Raw genomic sequence first — 21,700 nt, forward strand, 5'->3', positions numbered from 1 at the left:
GCGGGTTGCCCTATTTGCCGTTATCCACAGCGAGGAGGGCCTACTTGTTCTCGGGCACCTGCAGGTCGCTGTGCGCGATCTCCTCGATGGACACGTCCCGGAAGGTCAGGACCTTCGCCGACTTCACGAACCGTGCGGGGCGGTACATGTCCCACACCCACGCGTCCCCCATGGAGACCTCGTAGTAGACATCCCCGCCCTCGGTGCGCACCTTGAGATCGACTGCGTTGCAGAGATAGAAGCGGCGCTCGGTCTCGACGGCGTAGGTGAAGATCCCCACGACGTCTTTGTATTCGCGGTACAGATCGAGCTCGAGCTTGCTCTCGTACTGTTCCAGATCCTCAGCGCTCATAGTCTCCCCACTCTATCGGATCGAGCGGCCCGCACCACGTTGTCGAAACACCATCGATGGATGGGAGAGGGGCCGTGTTCTTCCAGCGCGGACTGGTGCATCGATGTGCAGTAGCCCTTGTGAACGCGGAATCCGTACTCGGGGAACGTCGCGTCATGCTCCTGCATGATCCGGTCGCGCGTCACCTTCGCGATGATCGAGGCCGCGCTCACGCAGGCGGCCACCTTGTCGCCCTTCCACATCGCCAGCCCCGGGACCCCGAGTCCGTCCACAGGGAAACCGTCCGTGAGCACATAGTTGGGTGCTGTCTCCAACCTGCCGACCGCACGCCGCAGACCCTGGAGATCCGCCTGGTGCATGCCCAGGCGGTCGCATTCGTCGGCCTCCACCGCAGCCCACGCCACCGCGACGGCTCGTCGCAGGATCTCGTCGTAGAGGCGTTCCCTGGCCTGGGGGGTGAGGGCCTTGCTGTCGTCCAGGCCGCCGATGGGCCGCTGCGGGTGCAGGATGACGGCGGCTGCCACGAGCGGACCAGCGCACGCGCCGCGCCCGGCCTCGTCGGCTCCCGCCACTGGCCCGAGTCCGGCCCGGGCCAGCGCCCGTTCGTAGCCGTAGGCGCCTCTGCCTGGCCGGATCATCAGCACCCCGGCTCGACGTAGATGAGGTCGGGTTCCGTCGGCGCGGGCTGCGCGGCCGGTGGCACCTCGTCGAACGTCTCGGGGAGGTTGAAGGTGGCCAGCCGATCGAGCGGGGCAACGATCGCCACCGCCGCGCCGACGACCTTCTCGACGGGCACGAAGGCGCTCTGCCCGGGCGACTGGGAGATGTTGCCGAGCCTGCAGCGGGAATCCGCGGAGGCGTTGCGATGATCGCCCATGACGAAGATGTGGTCCGCGGGAACGATGATCTCGAACGGGACCGTCGCAGGGGCCACCTGCACGCCATCCGTGGCGTAGAGATAGGCCGACTCGTCGAGTGCGTGACCGTTGACCTCGACCTTGCCGACGTCGGCGCTGTACCGCACCCGGTCGCCGGGCATGCCGATGACCCTCTTGATGAGGTGCTCGGTCCCGGAGTTCGGGAGAACACCGACGAACTCGAGCGCGATCTTGATCGGGTTGTCGCTCGGCATGCTGGGTGCCAGCCAGTTGCCCGGGTCCTCGAAGACGACGACATCCCCGCGTTGGAAACCGCCGAACTTGGCCACCAGCACGCGGTCGTTGACCTGGAGGGTGTTTTCCATCGATCCGGATGGGATCACGAACATCTGGCCGACGAAGCTCCTCAGCAGCGTGGCGATGACGATCGCCCCGACGAGGATAAGCACACTCTCGGTCAACCAACCGACGACGCGGCGGCCGAAGCTTGGCCGGTCCTTGCGCGCGGCGCTGTCCGGCGCCTCAGCGGTTGCATCCACGAATCGTCCTTCGGGTCTCAGAGTGCTTCAGTGAGCATACCGCCCGCCCGAGCGCCCCTGAACGCGACACCGCCGGGCCCCGAAGGGACCCGGCGGTGTTGGTCAGAGAGACGCTCAGAAGCGCTTCTCCTTGATCTTGGCGGCCTTGCCGCGCAGCCCGCGAAGGTAGTAGAGCTTCGCGCGACGCACGTCGCCGCGACGCTCGACCTCGATCTTCTCGATGATCGGGCTGTGCAGCGGGAATGTACGCTCCACACCGACGCCGAAGGAGACCTTACGGACGGTGAAAGCCTCCTGGACGTCGCCAGCGTTGCGGGCGATGACGACGCCGGCGAACACCTGGACGCGGGAGCGCGTGCCCTCGACAACCTTCACGTGCACCTTGACGGAGTCGCCGGCGCGGAAGTCCGGGATGTCGTCGCGGAGCGAGGCCTTGTTGATCTCTTGGATCAGGGGGTTGGTCATGTTGTGAACCCTTCCGTCAGTGCCACAGGTCACCGCGGTGTTGTTGGTCCGGATGAGAGCAGACGATCCCCCCGTGGCAGGAGCTGCTGGATTCCGGGGCACCCAGGAATGGGCACCGAGAGGTCATTCTAGACGCGGCCGGGTGACGACGCGAATCGGTAAAGGCAGAGCGGGCCCGGGGTGTCCCCCGGGCCCGCTCTGTCGTGGCTGGTCAGATCTTGCCGTCAGCCTTGAACAGCGACTTCACCAGGTCGCGGTTCAGCTGCGAGATGGACTCCAACGGGATGCCCTTGGGGCACACTGCTGCGCACTCACCGATGTTGGTGCAGTTGCCGAAGCCCTCTTCGTCGTGCTGCGCCACCATGGACTTCACGCGACGGTAGCGCTCCGGCTGGCCCTGCGGCAGCATCGCCAGGTGGGTGATCTTCGCCGCCGTGAACAGCATGGCGGAGCTGTTCGGGCAGGCCGCGACGCAGGCGCCGCAACCGATGCAGGTGGCGTTGTCGAAGGCGACGTCCGCCTCGCGCTTCGGGGCCGGGGTCGCGTGAGCGTCCGGAGCCGAACCGGTGTTCGAGGAAATGAAGCCGCCCGCCTGGATGATCCGGTCGAACGCGGTGCGGTCGACGGCAAGGTCCTTGATCACGGGGAAGGAACCTGCACGCCACGGCTCGATGTCGATCGTCGCGCCGTCCTGGAACGAACGCATGTGCAGCTGGCAGGTGGTGGTGCGGACACCCTCCGGCGCGCCGTGGGCTACGCCGTTGATGACCACGCCACACATGCCACAGATGCCCTCACGGCAGTCGTGGTCGAAGGCGACGGGTTCCTCGTTGCGGTTGGTGAGGTTCTCGTTGAGAAGGTCAAGCATCTCCAAGAACGACATGTCTTCCGACACACCGTCAAGGTCGTACTCGACCATCCGGCCAGCGGCGTTGGCGCCGGCCTGACGCCAGATACGTAGCTTGAGCTTCACTTGTAACTCCGTTGCTTCAGTTCGATTGCCTTGTAGATGAGAGGCTCGCGGTGCAGCACGGGCTTGCCGCCCTCGCCGCCCCACTCCCAGGCGCCGACGTAGAGGTACTCGTCGTCGTGGCGCAGGGCCTCGCCTTCCTCGGTCTGGGACTCTCCGCGGAAGTGTCCACCGCAGGACTCGCGGCGGTGGAGAGCGTCGATGCACATCAACTCACCCAGCTCGAAGAAGTCGGCCACGCGGCCAGCCCGCTCGAGCGCCTGGTTGAAGTCCTCGTTCACACCCGTGACCCGGACGTTGGTCCAGAAATCCGCCTTGAGGTCACGGATGAGGCCGATGGCCTTGGTAAGGCCCTCCTCTGTGCGGTACATCCCGCAGTACTCCCACATGATGTTGCCGAGTTCCTTGTGGTAGGAGTCGACGGAGCGGGTCCCCTGGATGCTCAGCAGCTTGTCGATCCTGGCCTGGGCCGAGTCGCGAGCCTCGACGACGGCCGGATGGTCGTCGGCGATCTTCTCGAACGGGGCGTCCGCCAGGTAGTCGTTGATCGTGTTGGGCAACACGAAGTAGCCGTCGGAAAGTCCCTGCATGAGCGCCGAGGCACCCAGGCGGTTGGCGCCGTGGTCGGAGAAGTTGGCCTCACCGGTCACGTAGAGACCGGTGATCGACGACTGCAGGTCGTAGTCGACCCAGAGACCGCCCATGGTGTAGTGCACCGCCGGGTAGATGCGCATCGGCACCTCGTACGGGTTCTCACCGGTGATCTGCTGGTACATGTCGAAGAGGTTGCCGTACTTGGCCTCGACGGTCTTCTGGCCCATGCGGTGGATGGCATCGGAGAAGTCCAGGTAGACGCCGCGGCGAACCTGACGCTCGACGCCGTCGGGACCGATCTCGGTGACGGCGGGGCCGACACCGCGACCCTCGTCGCACATGTTCTTCGCCTGGCGCGACGCGATGTCGCGGGGCACCAGGTTGCCGAACGACGGGTAGATCCGCTCCAGGTAGTAGTCGCGGTCCTGCTCGGCGATCTGACGGGGATCCTTGACGCAGTCCTCAGCGCGCTTCGGCACCCAGATCCGGCCGTCGTTGCGCAACGACTCCGACATCAGCGTGAGCTTCGACTGGGTGTCGCCGTGCACCGGGATGCAGGTCGGGTGGATCTGCGTGTAGCAGGGGTTGCCGAAGTAGGCACCCTTGCGGTGCGCACGCCACGTGGCGGTGACGTTGCAGCCCATGGCGTTGGTCGACAGGAAGAACACGTTGCCGTATCCGCCGGTGGCCAGCACGACCGCGTCGGCCATCCAGGTCTCGACCTTGCCGTTGATCATGTTGCGGGTCACGATGCCGCGGGCACGACCGTCGACGACGATGAGCTCCACCATCTCGTGGCGCGCGTACATCTTGACGGTGCCGGCCGCGATCTGCCGCTCGAGCTGCTGGTAGACGCCGATCAGCAGCTGCTGACCCGTCTGCCCGCGGGCGTAGAAGGTGCGCTGCACCTGCACGCCGCCGAACGAGCGGGTGTCGAGGAGACCCCCGTACTCGCGGGCGAACGGGACGCCCTGGGCGACGCACTGGTCGATGATGTTGGCCGAGACCTCGGCCAGTCGGTAGACGTTCGTCTCACGTGCGCGGTAGTCGCCGCCCTTGACAGTGTCGTAGAACAACCGGTGCGTCGAGTCGTTGTCGTTGCGGTAGTTCTTGGCGGCGTTGATGCCGCCCTGCGCTGCGATCGAGTGGGCCCGCCGTGGCGAGTCCTGGTAACAGAAGTTGAGCACGTTGTAGCCGGCTTCGCCCAACGTGGCAGCAGCGGCGCCACCGGCGAGGCCGGTGCCGACGATGATGACGCTCAGCTTGCGGCGGTTGGCCGGGTTGACCAGGCGAGCCTGGAACTGGCGCGTCTGCCACATCTTGTCGATGTCGACCTGGGGCGCCTTGGTATCGGCGATGTCGTGACCGTCGACCCAGTAGTCGGTGGCCGTGGTCACTGCGGGGGTGATGGTGTCGGTCACGGGATAACTCCAAACAAGACAGCCAGCGGCATGACCATGAAGCCGACGAACAGAGCGACGGCCACGATCAGCGCGAGGACATTGAGGATGCGGAACGACTTGGCGCTCATGTTGCCGCCGAGCGTCGCGAAGGCGCTCCAGAAGCCGTGCCGGATGTGCATCGTGATCAGAACCATGCAGATGGCGTAGATGAGCACCATCCACCATTGCTGGAAGCCTGCGACGACCATGCGGTGCGGCTCGCCTTCGGGCGATCCGCCGGTGCCCAGTGAGCCCGGGACGATGGTGAACTGCAGCAGGTGGAAGATGATGAACGCGGCGATGATGATGCCGCCCCAGCGCATGGTGCGCGCAGAGTACGTCTGCGCCTTCCGCTTCGTGACCTGGTACTTGTCTCCGCGGTTGGCCAGCGTCTTCGCCGAGAGGGTTGCCGCCGACCAGATGTGCAGGATCACAGCCGCCACAAGGGCGAACCGGAAGATCCAGATGAACCAGCCCGCCGGCAGGATCGGGTAGAGAAGGCCGCCGTCGTCGGTGGTCCCCTTGAGCCAGTGCGCGTAATGATCGAAGGCCTCGGGGCCCAGGAACATTTTCAGGTTGCCGTACATGTGCATCAGCAGGAAGGCGATCATGATCAAGCCGGTCACCGCCATGATGACCTTCTTGACGACCGTCGTCCGCAACGCTCGTTGATGAATGGTGAGTGATGTTGCCACGCCCACACTCTAGCCAACCGACCTGACATTTGTGCGGGCGGGTCAGCCTAGGGCAACCGGCACCCTACTGGGGAATTTACGCTCCGAAACCGTTGCCGATATCGTCGTCGACCAGATCCGGACGCCGCTCGCGGGTGCGCTCCAGCGCTCGCTCCCGCCGCCAGTTGGCGATGGCGGCATGATTGCCACTCAGCAGGATCTCCGGGACAGCCCTGTCCCGCCATACTGGAGGCTTGGTGTAGTTGGGATACTCGAGCAGCCGGTGGCCTGGGGCGTGGGATTCCTCGTCGAGGGAGGCGGGATTTCCGATGACCCCGGGTAGGAGCCGGACGACCGCCTCCACGATGGCCAGAACGGCCACCTCCCCCCCGTTGAGCACGTAGTCGCCGAGGCTGACCTCGATCAGTTCGTACTTCTCGGAGCAGTGATCGATGACCCGCTGGTCGATGCCCTCGTAGCGGCCGCAGGCGAACACCAGGCGTTGCCGCTCTGCCAATTCGTACGCCAGTGCCTGGTCGAACGGGCGGCCGGCAGGGGTCGGCACCACCACGGTGAGCGGCAGGGCAGACTGCTCCTCCATGGCGTCGAAAGCCTCTCCCCACGGCTCTGGTTTCATGACCATTCCGGCCCCGCCGCCGTACGGGGTGTCGTCGGTGGTGTGGTGACGGTCATGCGTCCACTGACGAAGGTCGTGCACGTTGAGGTCGACGAGTCCAGCGGTGATGGCCTTGCCGACCAGGCTGAGCTGCAGGGGCGAGAAGTAGTCGGGGAAGATGCTGATCAGGTCGAGCCTCACTCCTGGTCCTCCAGCAGCCCCACGACGTCGGCCAGTCGCACGAGGCCAGCGTCCAGATCGACCACGGGCACCAGCGCGCTCACGAAGGGAACGAGGCGGTCGTCGTCGGCGCCCGTGTCGACTCGCAGCACGTCCTGCGCAGGCAGATGCAGCACCTCCGCGATGACGCCTACGCGACGGTCGGCGTGGTCGTGGACCGCGAGACCCACCAGCTGCCGGTCGAAGTACTCCTCGGGTTCGCTCGGCCGCTCGTCGGCCGGCACACGCACCCTCAGCAACTCGCCGGTGAGCGTCTCCACAGCGGTCCGGTCCGGGAACCCCGTGAACGACACGATGAGTTTGCCCCGGTTCCACTTCACGGTGGCCAGCTCGATGGGTTTGCGGCCCTCCCCGACGGCGACGGTGGCCCCCTGGCGGAAGCGTCGGGCCGGCTCATCCGTACGCACGTCGACGAAGACGTCGCCGCGGATCCCGTGGGCCCGTCCCACCCGACCGATGGTCACTTCAACGAGGTCGCTCATCTGATTCCTTCATGTGTCGGTGAATGGGAAAGCCCCGGACAGCGTGGTCCGGGGCATCCCAAGTTGAGCACTCGCTCAGCGTCGGCGGGGGCGATCCACGTCGACGAAATCGACCCGGACGCTTTCCTTGCCAGCGAGAGCTGCGACGACCGTGCGCAGCGCCGACGCGGTGCGGCCCTGCCGGCCGATGACCTTGCCGACGTCGTCGGGGTGAACACGCACCTCGAGGAGTCGACCACGGCGAAGGTCCTTGTCCTTGACGCTCACGTCGTCGGGGTTGGAGACAATCCCGGCGACGAGGTGTTCAAGAGCCTCGGCGAGCACCGTCAGGCCTCTTCTGCCGGAGCCTCGGCCTCGGCCTGAGCATCATCGGCCGGGGCGGCCTCGTCGGCGGCGGGAGCCTCGTCCTTGGCCTTGGCAGCGGCCTCGTCGGCCTTCTTCTTGGCCTTGGAGATGGCCGGGGCGGTGGTGCCGCCGTCTTCGGCCAGCGCCTTGGCGAACTCGGCCTCGCGGTCGCGGGGCTCGGGCTGCGGGTCAACGCCGGAAGGGGTCGTGTCGCCGGTGAACTTCTGCCAGTCGCCGGTGCGCTTGAAGATCGCGACGACCGCTTCGGTGGGCTGCGCACCGACGGAGAGCCAGTACTGTGCGCGCTCCGAGTCGACGCGGATGAACGACGGGTCGTTCTTGGGGTGGTAGAGGCCGATCTCCTCGATCGCCTTACCCTCGCGCTTGGAGCGGGAGTCGATGACGATGATGCGGTAGTGGGGCGAGCGAATCTTGCCGAGACGCTTCAGGCGAATCTTGGTTGCCACTGGTGTGGTTACTCCTGTGCTGTGTGTCTGCCGTCAGACGGTGCGGATGGACGCGAATCTTCGTGTGGGGCACGCCGGCTCGCAAACCTAGGGGCCTCGCCACCCGGTTGAGAGGGCCCGGGCAAAGAGGTGCACCCGACATTGTGCCAGATCCGGCGGGATGCTCCCAAAACTCGATCCCGGCGACCACGTACGATCGGCGTGTGGACATCTCCGACGACGACTTCGAGGCCCTGGTCGAAGAGGCGCTGGATGCGCTTCCCGAGCAGCTCGTCACCGGTCTCGACAACCTCATCTTCGTCGTCGAGGACGAGCCCGAGGACGGCTCTGACACCCTGGGCTGGTACGAGGGAACGGCGCTGACCGAGCGGGACATGTACGGCTACGGCCAACTCCCCGATCGTGTCGTCCTGTTCAGCGGTCCCCTCTCGCGCATGTGTCAGACCGAGGATGAACTCTTCGAGGAGATCTGGGTGACTCTGCTGCATGAACTCGGGCACTACCACGGCATCGAGGAGGAAGCACTCCACGAACTCGGCTGGGGCTGAGCACGGCGCTCCAGCCAGATCACCCGCACACGGTGGCCAGATCGCCGGAGAACGCCACCGGCTGCGTCGAATTGCAGAGCGCCGGGCTCAGCACCGGGAACACCCCTGCTCGCTGCGTCGCGGCCGGTGAATGCCCGAACGGACGCTCTACCCCAAGCAGTGACTCCCACGCGCTGGGTTGCCGCACAGCCTCCACACGCGTGTCGGCCGGGTCAAGGCCCGCCTGTTCGGCCGCGTGCCGGAAGAACTCGTCGCGCCCCAGCACACCGTCGATAAGCCCGACCTGCTCGGCCCGTTCAGCGTCGAAGAGGTACGCGCCCAGCTGTTCGCGGATCGTCGTCTCGTCAATGCTGCGGTGCTGCGCGACGAACCCGACGAAGGCGTCGTACTCGTTGGACAGTCCGGTGAGGTAGTGCTCACGTTCCTGCTCCGTCATCGGTCGGTAGGGGTTGCCGAAGTCCTTACTCGTGCCCTGGTAGAGGTACTCGTTCGTGATCCCTCCGGTCGTCGTGACTCCCGACTCCAGGATGTTGCCGGTGGTCGCCACCACCCCGTCGTACTGCTCGAAGGGGCCGAAGATGACCCCGATGGAGCCGACCAGCGCCCCATGGTCGGCGATGATCTCATCCGCTGGGGCGGTGGCGTACACGCCGCCGGAGGCCGACATCGAACTGACGTGCACGAGGACCTTCTGGCCGGTTCGTTCCTGGTACCGGGTGACGGCGTCGGCGATCGCACGCGAACCCGCAATGCTGCCACCGGGGGTGTTGACGAGCAGCACCACTCCCCCCGCGTCGTCGGCGGTGAGGTCGTCGAGTTGGGCGGCGATCTCGTAGCCGTAAGTCCCGGAGGCGAGCAGTGAGCCGTCGGTGGCGTCGGCCAGAACCGGACCCGCGACGGTGATGGCGCGCAGCGTCTGGCTCCCACTACCCCAGATGGTCGATAGCTGGGTGGTGGCTGTGGCCGCCCCGGCCGACGAGACAAATGCTAGAGACGTCAAGACCGCGCCGAGAGTAAGCGCGATGCTCAGGGCGAGCCCCGCGAGACCCAGACCCAGGCCCAGACCTGCTCCCAACCCGAATCCGCGACGGAAGACGCCCCCTCGGGGTTCGTGCGGCCGTGGCGGCGGGGCTACCTCCGTGCGCGTGGGGAGATCCGCTGCCCTTTGCTGGGCGTCGGGGGGCGGGAAACCGGAAGGGCTATCGGTCATGGGGAACTCCTTAGATTGCACCCCCCAGCGTAGCCACGCTGTCGGACCATCCTGCTCGGGCCGATCCGCACCAGGCTGGGCGGAGCTGGATCAGCGCTCTGCCACGGGGTGGCCACGCAACAGCATGGCGATCGGACGACGCAGCGTAGAGAGATCTACCCGAGGGTCAGCGTCGAGGACAATGAGATCGGCGGAGGCACCCGGGGTGAGGACGTCGGCTCCCAACCATGGGCGCGCCCGCCAGCTGGCAGCACCCAGGGCGAACTCGGCGCCCCCGATCTCCGCGAGGGCGTCCACCTCGTCGCGGATGCGGCCGTGGGCAACGACGGTGCCGGCATCCGTGCCCGTGTAGATGGAGATGCCGGCCTCCATCGCCGCGCCGATCGTCTGCCGACGGCGCGCGTGGAGATCCATCATGTGCGTGAAGTACGCCGGGAACTTCTCCTTGGCCGGCTCGGCATAGATCGGGAACCGATCCAGGTTGATCATGGTCGGGACCAGTGACGTCCCTCTGGTGGCCATCTGCTCGATCACCTCGTCGCTCATGCCGGTGCCGTGCTCGATGCAGTCGATACCGGCGGCAACGAGCTCGGCGACGGATTGCTCGCCGAAGCAGTGGGCCGTGACCCGCGCTCCTTCGTCGTGCGCCGCGGCGATGGCGTCGGCGGCGACGTCGGCTGGCCAGAGCGGAGCAAGATCCCCGACGCTGCGATCGATCCAGTCGCCGACCAGCTTCACCCAGCCGTCCCCCGAGCGCGCCTCCGCGCGCACCTGCTCGACGAGACGATCAGGCTCCACCTCGACGCCCAGGTTGCGGATGTAGCGCTTCGGGCGGGCGACGTGCTGCCCCGAGCGGACCAGTCGAGGCAGGTCCGCCGCGTCGTGCACCCACCGCGTGTCGGAGGGCGACCCCGCGTCGCGGATCAGCATGGTGCCGGCAGCCAGATCGGTCAGGGCCTGCTCCCGCGCGCGCTCTCGCCCGACGTCGCCCTCGGCACCCAGCCCGATGTGGCAGTGGGCGTCGACGAGGCCGGGGATGACCCAGCACCCCTCTGCGATCGTCTCCGCGTCGCGCACCGGGCCGTCGGCGACCACCCCGTCCGCTACGAAGAACTCGCCCCGCTCACCGTCGGGAAGAATGACGCCGTCGATGCGGAACGCGGTCATGGAGCCTCCTAGAACTTCGGCTTGTTCTCGTTGAACATCTTCTGCAGCTCCGGCGGCAGCTGGAACTCGTCCAGGCTCTGCGGCACCTGAGGCGCAGTCTGCTGCTGCGGCAACTGCTTCGGCGCCGCTGGTCGGGTGCCCTTCTTCTTGCCCTGCTGCTTCTTGGGTCGCCGCTGTCCCTGACCCATACCGGGCCGGCCGGGCATGCCGGGCATCCCGCCGAATCCACCGCCCGCGAGCGACTCCATCATTTTGCGCGCCTCGACGAAGCGGTTGACGAGCTTGTTGACGTCGGAGACCTGGACGCCGGCGCCCTTGGCGATGCGGGCGCGACGCGAACCGTTGAGGATCGCGACGTTGTCGCGCTCGGCGGGCGTCATGGAGTAGATGATCGCCTCGATGCGGTCGATCTCCTTCTCGTCGATCTCGTTGATCGCGTCCTTGAACTGGCCGGCCCCAGGCAGCATGCCGAGGATCTTCGACATGGGGCCCATCTTGCGGAGCTGCTGCATCTGCGAGAGGAAGTCCTGGAGGCCGAACTTGTTCTTGTCCATGAGCTTCTCGGCCGCGGCCCGCGACTGGTCGGCGTCGAAGGTCTTCTCCGCCTGCTCGATGAGCGTCAGCACATCACCCATGCCCAGGATGCGCGAGGCCATCCGGTCGGGATGGAACATGTCGAAGTCGCCGAGGCCCTCGCCCGAGGAGGCGAACATGATGGGCTTACCCAGCACCCGCGCGATCGACAGGGCTGCGCCACCGCGGGCGTCGCCGTCGAGCTTGGTCAGGACCACGCCGTCGACGCCAACGCCCTCGTCGAACGCCTTGGCGGTGTTGACGGCGTCCTGGCCGATCATCGCGTCGACGACGAACAGCGTCTCGTCGGGATCGACCGCCGCCTTGATGTCGGCGGCCTGCTGCATGAGTTCGGCGTCGACGCCGAGGCGCCCCGCCGTATCGACGATGACGACGTCGTAGAGCTTGTTGCGGGCGTGCTCGATCGCACGGCGCGCCACTGCCACCGGGTCCCCAACCCCATTGCCGGGCTCGGGGCGAACACGTGGACGCCGGCGCGCTGACCGACGATCTGAAGCTGGTTGACGGCGTTGGGGCGCTGCAGGTCAGCCGCCACGAGAAGCGGCGCGTGCTTGCTGGCGCGCAGCCACTTCGCCAGCTTGCCGGCCAGCGTCGTCTTGCCGGCGCCCTGGAGGCCGGCCAGCATGATGACGGTCGGCGGGCGCTTGGCGAAGCGGATCGTGCGGGCGTCTCCACCGAGGATGGAAACCAGTTCCTCGTTGACGATCTTGATGATCTGCTGCGACGGGTTGAGCGCCTTGGAGAGCTCAGCCCCCAGCGACCGCTCCTTGACGTTGCCGACGAACTCCTTGACCACGCCCAGGTTGACGTCGGCTTCGAGCAGCGCGATCCGGATCTCCCGCATCGTGGCGTCGATATCGGCCTCGGTGAGGCGGCCCTTGGCGCGCAGCCCCTTGAACACCGACGCGAGCCGGTCTTGCAGAGTGTCGAACACTAACTTTGCCCTTCGCAGTTACCAACAGTGACCAAGGATACCGACGCCCGCCCCACCTGGCCGAACCGACGATTGTCACAGGTCCGTGACAGGCTGGGCCAATGCAGGAGATCTGGGACCAGGAGCCGCCGCCGGAGTTTGACGAATTGCCGCCGGACCCGTGGGACGAACCCCCCGCAGATCTCCGGTTCGCCCAGCCACCTCCCCAACCCGCTCGCGTAGTCGCACCCGCCGGCCAGGTTGCTCAGCGCGGTGCCGATGGCCTCCGCGAGGAGGCGCTGGACATTCTCCGGGCCCTCACCGGCAATCCGGAGGCGGATTTCCATCCAGGGCAGTTCGAAGCGATCGAGGCATTGGTTGCGCACCACAAGCGGGCGCTGGTGGTGCAGCGCACCGGATGGGGCAAATCTGCCGTGTACTTCATCGCAGCCCTGTTGCAGCGCCGGGCCGGGGCTGGCCCTGCCCTGATCGTCTCTCCCCTGCTGTCGCTCATGCGCGATCAGGTCTCGGCCGCAGAGCGGGCTGGCGTGCGCGCGGCCGCGATCAATTCCGCCAATGTCACCGAGTGGAACCAGATCGAGGAACTATTGGACGCCAACGCCCTCGATGTCCTCCTCGTCTCCCCGGAGCGCCTCGTCAATCCCCGTTTCCGGGAAGAGCAGTTGCCGCGTCTGGTGGGTGGGATGGGTCTCCTAGTGATCGATGAGGCGCACTGCATCAGCGATTGGGGTCACGATTTCCGCCCGGACTACCGCCGCATCAGAACGCTCATCGCAGACCTCCCAGATGAGGTCCCGGTGCTCGCCACCACGGCCACGGCAAACGAGCGAGTCGTCGAGGACGTGGCTGAGCAAATGGCCTCGGGCGGGCATCAGGTGTTCACCTTGCGGGGCGCCTTGGCTCGCCAATCGCTACGTCTGGGCGTGCTGGAGCTGGGTACGTCTTGGCGCCGCTTGGCCTGGCTGACGCAACATCTGGCTGACTTGCCCGGCAGCGGCATCGTCTACTGTCTCACGGTCTCGGCTGCAGAAGACACGGCTGCGCTCTTGGCGAAGGCAGGGCACAAGGTTCTTCCCTACACCGGCCGCACGGATCAGGCTGAACGCCTCCTCGCGGAGGAAGCACTCAAGAACAATGAGGTAAAGGCCCTGATCGCCACGTCCGCTCTTGGCATGGGCTTCGACAAGCCAGATCTCGGGTTTGTGGTGCATCTAGGCGCCCCCAACTCCCCCGTCGCGTACTACCAGCAGGTAGGTCGAGCTGGGCGCGCAACGGACAGCGCGGACGTGTTGCTGCTGCCCGGCATGGAGGATCGCGAGATCTGGCACTACTTCGCCACCAACGCCATGCCCACCAAGGCACGGGCCGACGCCGTCCTCACGGCCCTTGCCGAACAGAGCCCGCTGTCGGTGGGGGCTCTCGAGTCACGCGTCGATCTGAAGCGCGGACAGTTGGAGCTGCTCTTGAAGGTGCTGGCCGTGGACGGCGCAGTGAGCTTCGGAGCAGGGGGATGGTCCGCCACGGGTGTGCCCTGGACCTATGACGCGGAGCGCTACGACAGGATCGCCGCCGCTCGGGTCAGTGAGCAGGATTCGATGCTGGAGTACCAAGCCCTTCCCTCGGGGGCGTGTCGCATGGCGTTCCTGACCGACGCCCTCGACGACCCACATTCAGCCCCTGTGACCGGTGCGATCTCTGCGCCGGGGTCTGGTACCCCACCGCCATCGAGATTGGCGCTGAGGAATCTGCTCAAGCGTCTCTTAAGCAGGTCGGCGTCGCCGTGGCGCCCCGCGCCATGTGGCCGCAAGGTCTTGACACCCTCGGGGTGAGGGTGGATGGCAAACCTGTCCGAGGCAAAATCAGCGAGGGGGAACGCGTCGACGAGGGTCGGGTGATCGCCCGCCTCACGGATTTGGGCCATGGCAACGCCTTGCGGGCACTGTTCGCCGTCGATCCATCCGGAGCGCCTGTCGACGCACCCGTCCCGCCAGACCTCTTACGTGCAGCCTTCCAGGTGCTCAAGGAGTGGCCTTGGGAGCAACGCCCGGCCGCTGTCGTGTGGGTGCCGAGCGTCAGCCGCCCGGAACTTGTGGAGTCGTTGGCCACGGGCATCGCGAGTGCTGGACGCCTGCAGCTACTGGGCCCACTGCACCACGCTGATGGGTCGCCTGCGGCTGCCAACAGTGCGTTTCGAGTACGAGATCTCTGGAATCGATTCACCGTGCCACCTCAGTTGGCAGCACAGTTGGGCTCACTGAGCGGGCCTGTCCTGTTGGTCGACGACCTCATCGACTCCAGGTGGACGATGACGATCGCCGGCCGAGCCCTGCGCTTGGCTGGTGCGGCTTCAGTCCTGCCTGTGGCTCTAGCCAGCGTGGGGTGAGGCTCGCTCTCACGTGTTCAGCGGTAGTGCCACCCGGACGATCCAATCGCTGCCCTCAGGGCCGGCCTGGAATTGTCCACCCGATAGATCAACCCGCTCGCGCACGCCAAGCAGCCCGTAGCCCAGCGACATGGGAAATTGCCGGACGCTGCCCGACATTTCGTTGACGACTTCGAGGACTGCTTGGTGGTCGTTCGCGGTCAGGGTCAAGTGACACTCGCTCTGCGGTTTTCCGTAGCGCAGGATGTTGGTAGCCCCCTCCTGCATCACTCGGGTGAGAGTTCGTTGCACCGCCGGCGATAGCTCGTCTGAGGCCGCGTCGACGGCGGAGACAACAGTGAAACCGTTGTCACGCAATGTCTGCGACAAAGTGGTGGCAACCGCGGTGGGCCGCACGATGGCGTCTCGCTCAGCACCGCCGTCGTCCGCCATGATGCTGGTCAGCAGTTCCATCTCGCTCTCGGCGGAGCTGGTGGCTTCTTCCATCCGGTCCAACGCCAGGCGCAGCTCGGAGGGATCTTCGGAGTCGCCGTAGGCCATGTGTTGGAGCGCCACGATCGACAGTTGGTGGGCCACCACGTCATGCAGCTCTCTGGACAGGAGATTTCTCTCCTCGGTTCTGACGTTGCGCTCTTGGCCCTCCAACTGGGCGATCGCGCCGAGCTGGTGGCTGCGGGATCTGACAAAGTGCCGCGCTGCCAGGATCGACGGCGCACCGACCATCGTCCCTAGCGCCAACACCGCAAACTCAACCCGATTGGCGAGTCCGAAGCCTGCGGCCGCAACAGACAGCAGAGGGCCAACCACCGCCAGAGCAATGGGGATCCACGTGCGGCGCAGTCCGGTTGCGCCGTAGCTGGCTGCCAACACCGCGACCAGCAGGATGAGCGGGTGCTCCGCCTCTGCGGTGGCTAGCATTCCGACGGCGGCAACTCCGGCCAGGATCAAGCCAAGAGCTGGCCGCCATACCACCAGAGCGAGGGAGGAAAAGGCTGCAGCTCGCAGGAGTGACCACTCACCCAAGCCTGGGGTACCGGGGACGCTGATGGGAGGTAGGGCAAGGGCCGCCGCCACGGCGGTGACAACCAACCGCGGGCGGTTGGCAGACAGAATGCGACGATGCCACGAGATCTTGTGGCTGGATCTCTCGAGAGGCGGGGCCGCGGAGCGGTCCGGTGGAAGCTTCAGGGTGAGATGTCTTTCGTCGCCAGTCTGAATGGTCAAACTCCCTCCGAGCGCCTGGGCGCGCTTCTGGAGGCGGTCGAATCTTTCTTCAAGTTCTGGCTCCGGAAGTAGCCTGCTGGGGTAGCGGGCAGCCATCTGCAGTCCTCCGAACCGTCCAGCGATGTGAAGGTGGACGGCCGCGGTTGCCGGGTCGCTAACGACGGTGGCTTCGACGACGGCCTCGAGCACGCGCAGCAACGTGGTCCGGGTGACCGGAGGCAAACTTCCCGGGTCAAGACCGAGTTCGAGCGTGACGGTTGCCCCAGCGGCACGCAGCTTGGCGCAGGCCTGCTCAATTCGATCGTCGGCGCCACCTTCGGCTACTGACTCATCGGTGCCCGAGGCGGTTGGGTCCTCACGCAGCATGCCGACGAGGGTCCGTACCTCACCAAGGGCCTTCGTGCACGCCTGGCTGATGCGAAGGCTTGCATGCCGCAATTCCGCGGCATCCGTGCTGGTGCGCACTGCTTGAAGCACTTGCCAGGCTTCTGCCAACCGCACCATGACCACGGAGCGCAGGTCATTGGCCAGCGCGATCCTCTCGTCCGCACGAACTGAACGAACGTCGTCGGTGAGCACTGCCACTTTGCCTGCGCCACGTCGTCGCGAAGCGATGAGCCACCGCAGCACCAGGCCGACGAGGACGCTCATGACAGTCCTCACGAGGTGGCTCACGAGGAGCTCGAACTCCCCAAAGCTGTGGTCGGTCACCTCTCTGGCAACGCTGTACCCGATCATCGCCACCACCACACCCCAAGCGCGGGTCCCACCAAACGAAGCGACGAACACGGCCGGTACAAGAAGACTCAGCATGAGGTCGGCGTCGTGCGTGCCCCAGATGAGAGTGACAGCCATCGGGATGGCGAGGAGTACCAGCCCTCGCCATGGTCGCCAGAGCAGCACAACGCAGCCGACGGCTTCAGCAAGCTGTGCGATCACCGACAGCGGCGTGGTCCAGCCCTGCCAGTGCCAGTGCAGGAGAAACGACAGGCTTGACAACAAGACGGCCACGGCTGCGAGCAGCCGGGCCAAGGTGAGGAATGTGTCGGACGGCGAACGGAGGGCACCCATCACTGTTCACCCTCCGTTCTGCGCTTCAGCGCCACCGATGCTAGCCGCTCAGTTCTTCCGGCAAGGGAAGATCAAGCACAAGTGAAAGTTCGGCTTGGCCCCTGGCTGAGTGATAGTGACGCCGCTCTGCTCGAGGAGCGGGGCCACCGCTGGCGAGGCCTGGGCAGCGAGTGCGGTGGCCGGCATGGCAACGGCGGCGAGGACCAGAGCGGCGACGGTCTTGCGGAGAAACGTGCGAATCAAATCCTTCGTTGGAGTGCATCGAGGCGCGGGTGCTTCGAGATACCTCAATTCAAGCGAAGGCAGGAGGTCATCAACATTGCCGTTCGGCCAATGCCCGGGTAACGGACGGCGACCCATTTGCGACAGGACCGCCGACTATCGTGGCCGCGTGACCCGTCGAATACTCGTCGCCGACGACGACCCCATGGTGCGCGAGGCGTACCGGATGTTTTTCTCGCGGCACGACACCCTTGAGGTGGTAGGCGAGGCCCGAGACGGGAACGAGGCTGTTTCGCTGCACCGCGAGCTGAAGCCCGACATCACTCTCATGGACCTCCAGATGCCCGACAAATCGGGCGTCGAGGCAATCGGTGAGATCTGCCAAGCAGACCCGACGGCCTGCATCGTCGCACTCACAACGTTTGGCACTCGCGATTACATTGTGGCGGCACTGCGCGCCGGCGCAGCCGGATACCTCCTCAAGGACGCCGGCGGTCCAGCTCTGCTGGCGGCCGTCGAGCAAGCGCTGGACGGCGAGATGCCACTGTCGTCCGCAGTGCGGCGGGAACTGGTCCGCGACGTCGTTGACAGCGCGGTTCGCGAACGCCCTGCGCTGCCAGATCCCGGTCTGGCGCCACGGGAACGAGAACTGCTGACATGGCTGGCCCAGGGCCTAACCAACCAACAAATCGGACAGAAGATGTTCGTGTCTGAAGGGTCCGTGAAGCAGTACCTCTCACATATCGGCGACAAGCTGGGCCTGAAGTCACGCACGCAGATTCTGATGCGCGCGGTCCAACTGGGCATCGTCGACCCGACAGAGTTAGACCCCATCACCGGTCTCTAGTCAGACACGACGAAGGCCCCGACGCGCGCAGCGCGTCGGGGCCTTCTCCTGCGACCTCAGTCCGAAGGAGTCACTGACTTGGTCACGACCGCGCCAGCCACGAAGACGACTGCCGCGATCACCGCTAGATAGGCGACGGCGCCCCCGGGTCCCCACAGGAACTCGGTGCCCATGTCTCGTCCGGTCATGGCGTAGCCAGCGTTTGCCCACAGCAGGAACTTGGGTGTGTGCTCAGACAGCCCAGGCAGCTTCGCTAGAAGAAGCTCCACGACGGTGGGCCACAGCACGATGAGTGCGACGGCGAAGGCCGTGCTGCGCACTAGGGCGCCCACCCCAACAGCCAGTACGGCCATGACGGCCGACGTCAACGCAGCCATCCCAATCTGAGGCAGCGCGGCGACGAGGCTGACACCGTCCTGCTTGTACGGAGCGGCGATCAAGCTGACGGCCACCACACCGAGCACTGCCAAGACCGTGGCGGACAGCGCGGCGATCACCGCCATGAGGGTGGCCTTGGCCGCGAGCCAGTGCACTCGGCCTGGGAGCCCGAGGAAGCTCGCGTTGGCGGTGCCAAAGCGGTACTCCTGGGTGACGCTGGTCGCAGCGATCACCATGAGGACCATCAAGCCAAAATCCGCGACTCCCCCGAGGCCGGCCACGTTGGACACTGTTCCCTGGGTGTTGGCATTGACACTGATGGCGTTGCCGACCGGCATGACCATGCCGAAGGCCAGCAGGCACAGCAGCCCAATGATCCATCCAGAGGTAGAGAAGTATTTACGCTGTTCAGCGCTGATAGCGGCGGTCATCGGAATCCTCACTTCCTTCCCACGGAGCCGGCGTACTCAACGCCGTCGCGGGTCATCTCAATAAAGGCGTCTTCAAGCGAGACGCGTTCCTGTCCCAACTCGAGCACGCCGTAGTCGCCTGCCACATCCGCGACCTCTTCGATCGAGAGGCCCGTGACCGCTAGGCACCGGTCCTGGGCCGAGTCACGCACAATCACCTCTGCGCCTCGGTGCCTCAGCGCCGCGGCGAGCTCGTCGAGACGACGTGCCCTGACCCGGATCTTGCCCGCGCCCTGGGCTGCGACGAATGCCTCCACAGTGGTGTCGGCCAGCAGCCGACCCTGAGCAATCACGATGAGGTTGTCGGCCGTCTGGGACATTTCCGAGAGAAGGTGACTAGACACGAGGACCGTTTTGCCCTGGTCAGCTAGGCGGCGCATCACCTGCCGAATCCAGTGGATACCTTCGGGGTCAAGTCCGTTGACGGGCTCGTCTAGGATGTAGTGCTGGGGATCTCCTAGCATCGCGGTAGCGAGCCCGAGCCGCTGTCGCATGCCGAGCGAGAACTCGCCAGCCTTGCGGCGGGCTGCTTCACGCAGCCCAACGATCTCAAGGATCTCGTCCACGCGCGCGGTGTCGATCCTGTTGGAGGCAGCCACCCAGCGCAGGTGATCCCGGGCAGACCGCTTGGGGTGCACCCAGCCGGCGTCGAGCAGCGCTCCGACGGTGGTGAGCGGCCGCTTGAGGGTGCGGTAGGGCACTCCGTCGATGAGGGCGGTCCCAGATGTGGGTCGTTCGAGGCCCAGCAGCATCCGCATGGTGGTGGACTTTCCGGCCCCGTTAGGGCCGAGGAATCCAGTCACCACGCCGGGCTGAATCTGGACCGAAAGGTTGTCGACTACGGTCTTTGAGCCGTATCGCTTGGTCAAGTTCCGAGTTTCGATCATGGTTCAATCTTTCCTTTCTGGAGGTTCTTGGGGCATCGGCCGTGGGTTTGCTCTTTGCTTGAAACCGTCCACCTTTTGACGGTTATCTTTTGGCTAGCGAGAGCTGGCTGACGTGTATGGCAACTTGGACTCGGGTGGCGCAATCGAGCTTGCGCATCACGCTGCAGAGGTGATTGACCACGGTCCGGCGTGACAATCCCAGCCGTCGGGCGATCTGATCGTTGGTCATCCCCGTGCTGACGAGGTGAGACACCTCCGACTCACGCGGGGTGAGCTTCGGCAAGCGACGAGGGCCGCTCAGGCCCTGCCCTACCAATTGGTTCAGCGTGGTAGCTGCACCGTGCGCCCAAAGCCGTTGTTGTTCGTCTAGAGGCAGTTCCTCTGGATGCGGGAGCATCGCCCATTCCCGGGCGCTGAGACTGTGCCAGTGGGCGGTCATCCAACCAATCAATAGGGCCTTCGCTTGCAACCTTCCTTGGCGTGATCTTGTCTTGCCAAGCGTGTCCAGGAGGGCCACGAGAGCGGTGCGCGTCCCGGCACCACTCAGCGTCCTCGTGGCCGACGCAATTCGCTCGGTGGCCTGGGCATCATCGGCTCGCGTCAGCGCGATGACTGCTTCCACGAGGTCGCTTCGAGCCATGAGGTAGGGCTCTTCTAGGGCCAGCGCCACCCATCGGGCAGACTCGCACAAGGCTTCGGCCTCCGCCAGTGAACCTCGTTCGCTGGCACCTAGTGCCAACTGCAGCGATGCCCACGCGACGACGAGGTGCTCGCTGGTGGAGGAGGACAGAGTTCGCAGCTCATCGACTCGGTCAATCAGGAATTCCTGATGGGGTTCGAAGAGCGCTGAGACCACCGCCGGGAGGAACGCCCCAGGCTGGGTCTGCCGCGCCTGCTGCGGCCACGCAGCCTCGGCCGCATCGCGCTCGCCAAGGGTCAGCGAGAGAAATGCAATACCGGCACGCACCGTGTTCTGCAGTGCAGCCGACTGGTTGACCGCAAGGCTCCTCCCCAGCACGGACCGCAGGGCCCGAGCATCACCGGATGCGGCTGCGGGGACCAACAGATCGATCACCTGGTGGGGGTCTCCACCATCTCGACCGAAACGAATCATGGCCTGACGCAGCGCGGAAGGGCTGCCACTCAGGGGCAGCGCCGGCTTCCGGTCAGCTGTCGCCGTCGGGACGACGAGCTGAGCTGCCGCCTGAGCTGCAGCCGCCCTGTCCAGCGGGAGCACCCAGCGAGTGGCCATTCCCCCTCGCGGGTCGGCGCCGCGCCTGATCCGGATCCACCCTCCGTCGATCAGCCGGCGTTGGAGGCTGGGCATGTCGGCAGCGTGGCCCAGCGCACTCCTGACCAGCCTCGGCGAGCACTCGCCGCCGCTGAAGTGGAGACAGGCCAGCGCCCCCATGACATGTGGGTCCTTAGGCAGCTGGTACGAAGGCGCGGCGCTAGCGATCTGTGCCCAGTCGAGCCCCGTCGACAGGGCGCGCACCACGGTTGCAGCCTCCAGCTCCTGGAGCCAGGGTGGGCTGCCATCCCCACGTGCCGCGAGCAGCCGGGTGAGGATCTGCAGCTTCTCCGGTGCGGTCTCCGAGCCGTCGCTGCACATCTGCTCAGCGAGCTGTGTGGCTACGGTTTCGTAGCGCCCCATCACGTCCATGACAGTGATTCTTCCCGGATGGCATGGGGCGACGGCAT

At 65.8% G+C, this 21,700-nt stretch carries 19 protein-coding genes and 2 pseudogenes; 3 read left to right on the forward strand and 18 right to left on the reverse strand.

Annotated features, from left to right (window positions below; translation table 11 throughout):
• Positions 1 to 40: 40 nt before the first annotated feature.
• The 11 genes from RPIT_RS08470 to rpsP form a co-directional block, all read right to left on the reverse strand.
• Positions 41 to 352 carry a DUF2469 domain-containing protein gene (locus tag RPIT_RS08470; RefSeq protein ID WP_077342291.1) on the reverse strand — a complete coding sequence of 104 codons (312 nt, stop codon included), beginning with the start codon at positions 350 to 352 and terminating at the stop codon, positions 41 to 43.
• A complete protein-coding gene (locus RPIT_RS08475) occupies positions 349 to 990 on the reverse strand; it encodes a ribonuclease HII (protein ID WP_077344276.1) in 642 nt (213 codons plus the stop codon). The genes RPIT_RS08470 and RPIT_RS08475 overlap by 4 nt, the downstream gene beginning before the upstream one ends.
• Positions 990 to 1,769 carry a signal peptidase I gene (gene lepB, locus RPIT_RS08480; RefSeq protein ID WP_077342293.1) on the reverse strand — a complete coding sequence of 260 codons (780 nt, stop codon included), beginning with the start codon at positions 1,767 to 1,769 and terminating at the stop codon, positions 990 to 992. The genes RPIT_RS08475 and lepB overlap by 1 nt, the downstream gene beginning before the upstream one ends.
• A 114-nt stretch (positions 1,770 to 1,883) precedes the next feature.
• The gene (gene rplS / locus RPIT_RS08485; protein ID WP_077342295.1) at positions 1,884 to 2,234 is read right to left on the reverse strand and encodes a 50S ribosomal protein L19; all 351 of its coding nucleotides are present in this window, start codon (positions 2,232 to 2,234) and stop codon (positions 1,884 to 1,886) included.
• A gap of 211 nt (positions 2,235 to 2,445) precedes the next feature.
• Complete coding sequence (locus tag RPIT_RS08490) at positions 2,446 to 3,207, reverse strand: succinate dehydrogenase/fumarate reductase iron-sulfur subunit (RefSeq protein ID WP_077342297.1); 762 nt, start codon at positions 3,205 to 3,207, stop codon at positions 2,446 to 2,448.
• On the reverse strand, positions 3,204 to 5,219 hold the full coding sequence (locus tag RPIT_RS08495) for a fumarate reductase/succinate dehydrogenase flavoprotein subunit (protein ID WP_077342299.1): 2,016 nt from the start codon (positions 5,217 to 5,219) through the stop codon (positions 3,204 to 3,206). The genes RPIT_RS08490 and RPIT_RS08495 overlap by 4 nt, the downstream gene beginning before the upstream one ends.
• A complete protein-coding gene (locus tag RPIT_RS08500) occupies positions 5,216 to 5,872 on the reverse strand; it encodes a succinate dehydrogenase cytochrome b subunit (protein WP_335755115.1) in 657 nt (218 codons plus the stop codon). The genes RPIT_RS08495 and RPIT_RS08500 overlap by 4 nt, the downstream gene beginning before the upstream one ends.
• Before the next feature lie 139 nt (positions 5,873 to 6,011).
• On the reverse strand, positions 6,012 to 6,731 hold the full coding sequence (gene trmD / locus RPIT_RS08505) for a tRNA (guanosine(37)-N1)-methyltransferase TrmD (RefSeq protein ID WP_077342301.1): 720 nt from the start codon (positions 6,729 to 6,731) through the stop codon (positions 6,012 to 6,014).
• Positions 6,728 to 7,252, reverse strand: coding sequence for a ribosome maturation factor RimM (rimM, locus tag RPIT_RS08510; protein WP_077342303.1), 525 nt, complete (start codon positions 7,250 to 7,252; stop codon positions 6,728 to 6,730). The genes trmD and rimM overlap by 4 nt, the downstream gene beginning before the upstream one ends.
• Before the next feature lie 75 nt (positions 7,253 to 7,327).
• Complete coding sequence (locus tag RPIT_RS08515; protein ID WP_077342305.1) at positions 7,328 to 7,576, reverse strand: RNA-binding protein; 249 nt, start codon at positions 7,574 to 7,576, stop codon at positions 7,328 to 7,330.
• 2 nt (positions 7,577 to 7,578) lie between these two features.
• Entirely contained in the window at positions 7,579 to 8,064 is a 486-nt protein-coding gene (rpsP, locus tag RPIT_RS08520; protein ID WP_077342307.1) for a 30S ribosomal protein S16, read from the reverse strand.
• A 203-nt stretch (positions 8,065 to 8,267) separates the two neighbouring features.
• On the opposite strand from rpsP, the gene RPIT_RS08525 reads away from it, so the two are divergent.
• Positions 8,268 to 8,612: a metallopeptidase family protein gene (locus RPIT_RS08525; RefSeq protein WP_077342309.1), complete on the forward strand. Its 345-nt coding sequence runs from the start codon at positions 8,268 to 8,270 to the stop codon at positions 8,610 to 8,612.
• A gap of 19 nt (positions 8,613 to 8,631) precedes the next feature.
• Here RPIT_RS08525 and RPIT_RS08530 read toward each other — a convergent pair whose 3' ends face one another.
• The 3 genes and pseudogenes from RPIT_RS08530 to ffh form a co-directional block, all read right to left on the reverse strand.
• The gene (locus RPIT_RS08530) at positions 8,632 to 9,822 is read right to left on the reverse strand and encodes a S49 family peptidase (RefSeq protein ID WP_077342311.1); all 1,191 of its coding nucleotides are present in this window, start codon (positions 9,820 to 9,822) and stop codon (positions 8,632 to 8,634) included.
• Positions 9,823 to 9,912: 90 nt separating this feature from the next.
• On the reverse strand, positions 9,913 to 10,989 hold the full coding sequence (locus RPIT_RS08535; protein ID WP_077342313.1) for an amidohydrolase family protein: 1,077 nt from the start codon (positions 10,987 to 10,989) through the stop codon (positions 9,913 to 9,915).
• A gap of 8 nt (positions 10,990 to 10,997) precedes the next feature.
• Positions 10,998 to 12,517, reverse strand: a pseudogene (gene ffh / locus RPIT_RS08540) (signal recognition particle protein).
• Between the two features lie 278 nt (positions 12,518 to 12,795).
• Between ffh and RPIT_RS08545 the strand changes: the two are divergent.
• A pseudogene (locus RPIT_RS08545) lies at positions 12,796 to 14,900 on the forward strand (RecQ family ATP-dependent DNA helicase).
• A 9-nt stretch (positions 14,901 to 14,909) separates the two neighbouring features.
• Here the strand turns inward: RPIT_RS08545 and RPIT_RS08550 are convergent.
• Positions 14,910 to 17,156: a sensor histidine kinase gene (locus RPIT_RS08550; protein ID WP_162274521.1), complete on the reverse strand. Its 2,247-nt coding sequence runs from the start codon at positions 17,154 to 17,156 to the stop codon at positions 14,910 to 14,912.
• Positions 17,157 to 17,622: 466 nt separating this feature from the next.
• On the opposite strand from RPIT_RS08550, the gene RPIT_RS08560 reads away from it, so the two are divergent.
• The gene (locus tag RPIT_RS08560) at positions 17,623 to 18,264 is read left to right on the forward strand and encodes a response regulator (RefSeq protein ID WP_237267825.1); all 642 of its coding nucleotides are present in this window, start codon (positions 17,623 to 17,625) and stop codon (positions 18,262 to 18,264) included.
• A gap of 56 nt (positions 18,265 to 18,320) precedes the next feature.
• On the opposite strand, the gene RPIT_RS08565 is transcribed toward RPIT_RS08560, so the two are convergent.
• The 3 genes from RPIT_RS08565 to RPIT_RS08575 all read right to left on the reverse strand — a co-directional run bounded on the left by RPIT_RS08565 (position 18,321) and on the right by RPIT_RS08575 (position 21,662).
• Positions 18,321 to 19,073: a hypothetical protein gene (locus tag RPIT_RS08565; protein WP_077342321.1), complete on the reverse strand. Its 753-nt coding sequence runs from the start codon at positions 19,071 to 19,073 to the stop codon at positions 18,321 to 18,323.
• A gap of 8 nt (positions 19,074 to 19,081) precedes the next feature.
• Positions 19,082 to 19,981: an ABC transporter ATP-binding protein gene (locus tag RPIT_RS08570; protein WP_226996237.1), complete on the reverse strand. Its 900-nt coding sequence runs from the start codon at positions 19,979 to 19,981 to the stop codon at positions 19,082 to 19,084.
• Between the two features lie 100 nt (positions 19,982 to 20,081).
• Positions 20,082 to 21,662: a helix-turn-helix transcriptional regulator gene (locus RPIT_RS08575; RefSeq protein WP_162274522.1), complete on the reverse strand. Its 1,581-nt coding sequence runs from the start codon at positions 21,660 to 21,662 to the stop codon at positions 20,082 to 20,084.
• Positions 21,663 to 21,700: the final 38 nt, after the last annotated feature.

Source organism: Tessaracoccus flavus (assembly GCF_001997295.1).
In the GTDB taxonomy this organism is placed as follows: domain Bacteria; phylum Actinomycetota; class Actinomycetes; order Propionibacteriales; family Propionibacteriaceae; genus Arachnia; species Arachnia flava.

Coding starts and splice junctions, on each gene's coding strand:
- RPIT_RS08535 (WP_077342313.1), bottom strand. CDS start 10,989: ATGACCGCGTTCCGCATCGACGGCGTCATTCTTCCCGACGGTGAGCGG.
- RPIT_RS08575 (WP_162274522.1), bottom strand. CDS start 21,662: ATGGACGTGATGGGGCGCTACGAAACCGTAGCCACACAGCTCGCTGAG.
- rimM (WP_077342303.1), bottom strand. CDS start 7,252: ATGAGCGACCTCGTTGAAGTGACCATCGGTCGGGTGGGACGGGCCCAC.
- RPIT_RS08475 (WP_077344276.1), bottom strand. CDS start 990: ATGATCCGGCCAGGCAGAGGCGCCTACGGCTACGAACGGGCGCTGGCC.
- rplS (WP_077342295.1), bottom strand. CDS start 2,234: ATGACCAACCCCCTGATCCAAGAGATCAACAAGGCCTCGCTCCGCGAC.
- RPIT_RS08530 (WP_077342311.1), bottom strand. CDS start 9,822: ATGACCGATAGCCCTTCCGGTTTCCCGCCCCCCGACGCCCAGCAAAGG.
- RPIT_RS08560 (WP_237267825.1), top strand. CDS start 17,623: ATGGTGCGCGAGGCGTACCGGATGTTTTTCTCGCGGCACGACACCCTT.
- RPIT_RS08565 (WP_077342321.1), bottom strand. CDS start 19,073: ATGACCGCCGCTATCAGCGCTGAACAGCGTAAATACTTCTCTACCTCT.
- RPIT_RS08500 (WP_335755115.1), bottom strand. CDS start 5,872: ATGGCGGTGACCGGCTTGATCATGATCGCCTTCCTGCTGATGCACATG.
- RPIT_RS08470 (WP_077342291.1), bottom strand. CDS start 352: ATGAGCGCTGAGGATCTGGAACAGTACGAGAGCAAGCTCGAGCTCGAT.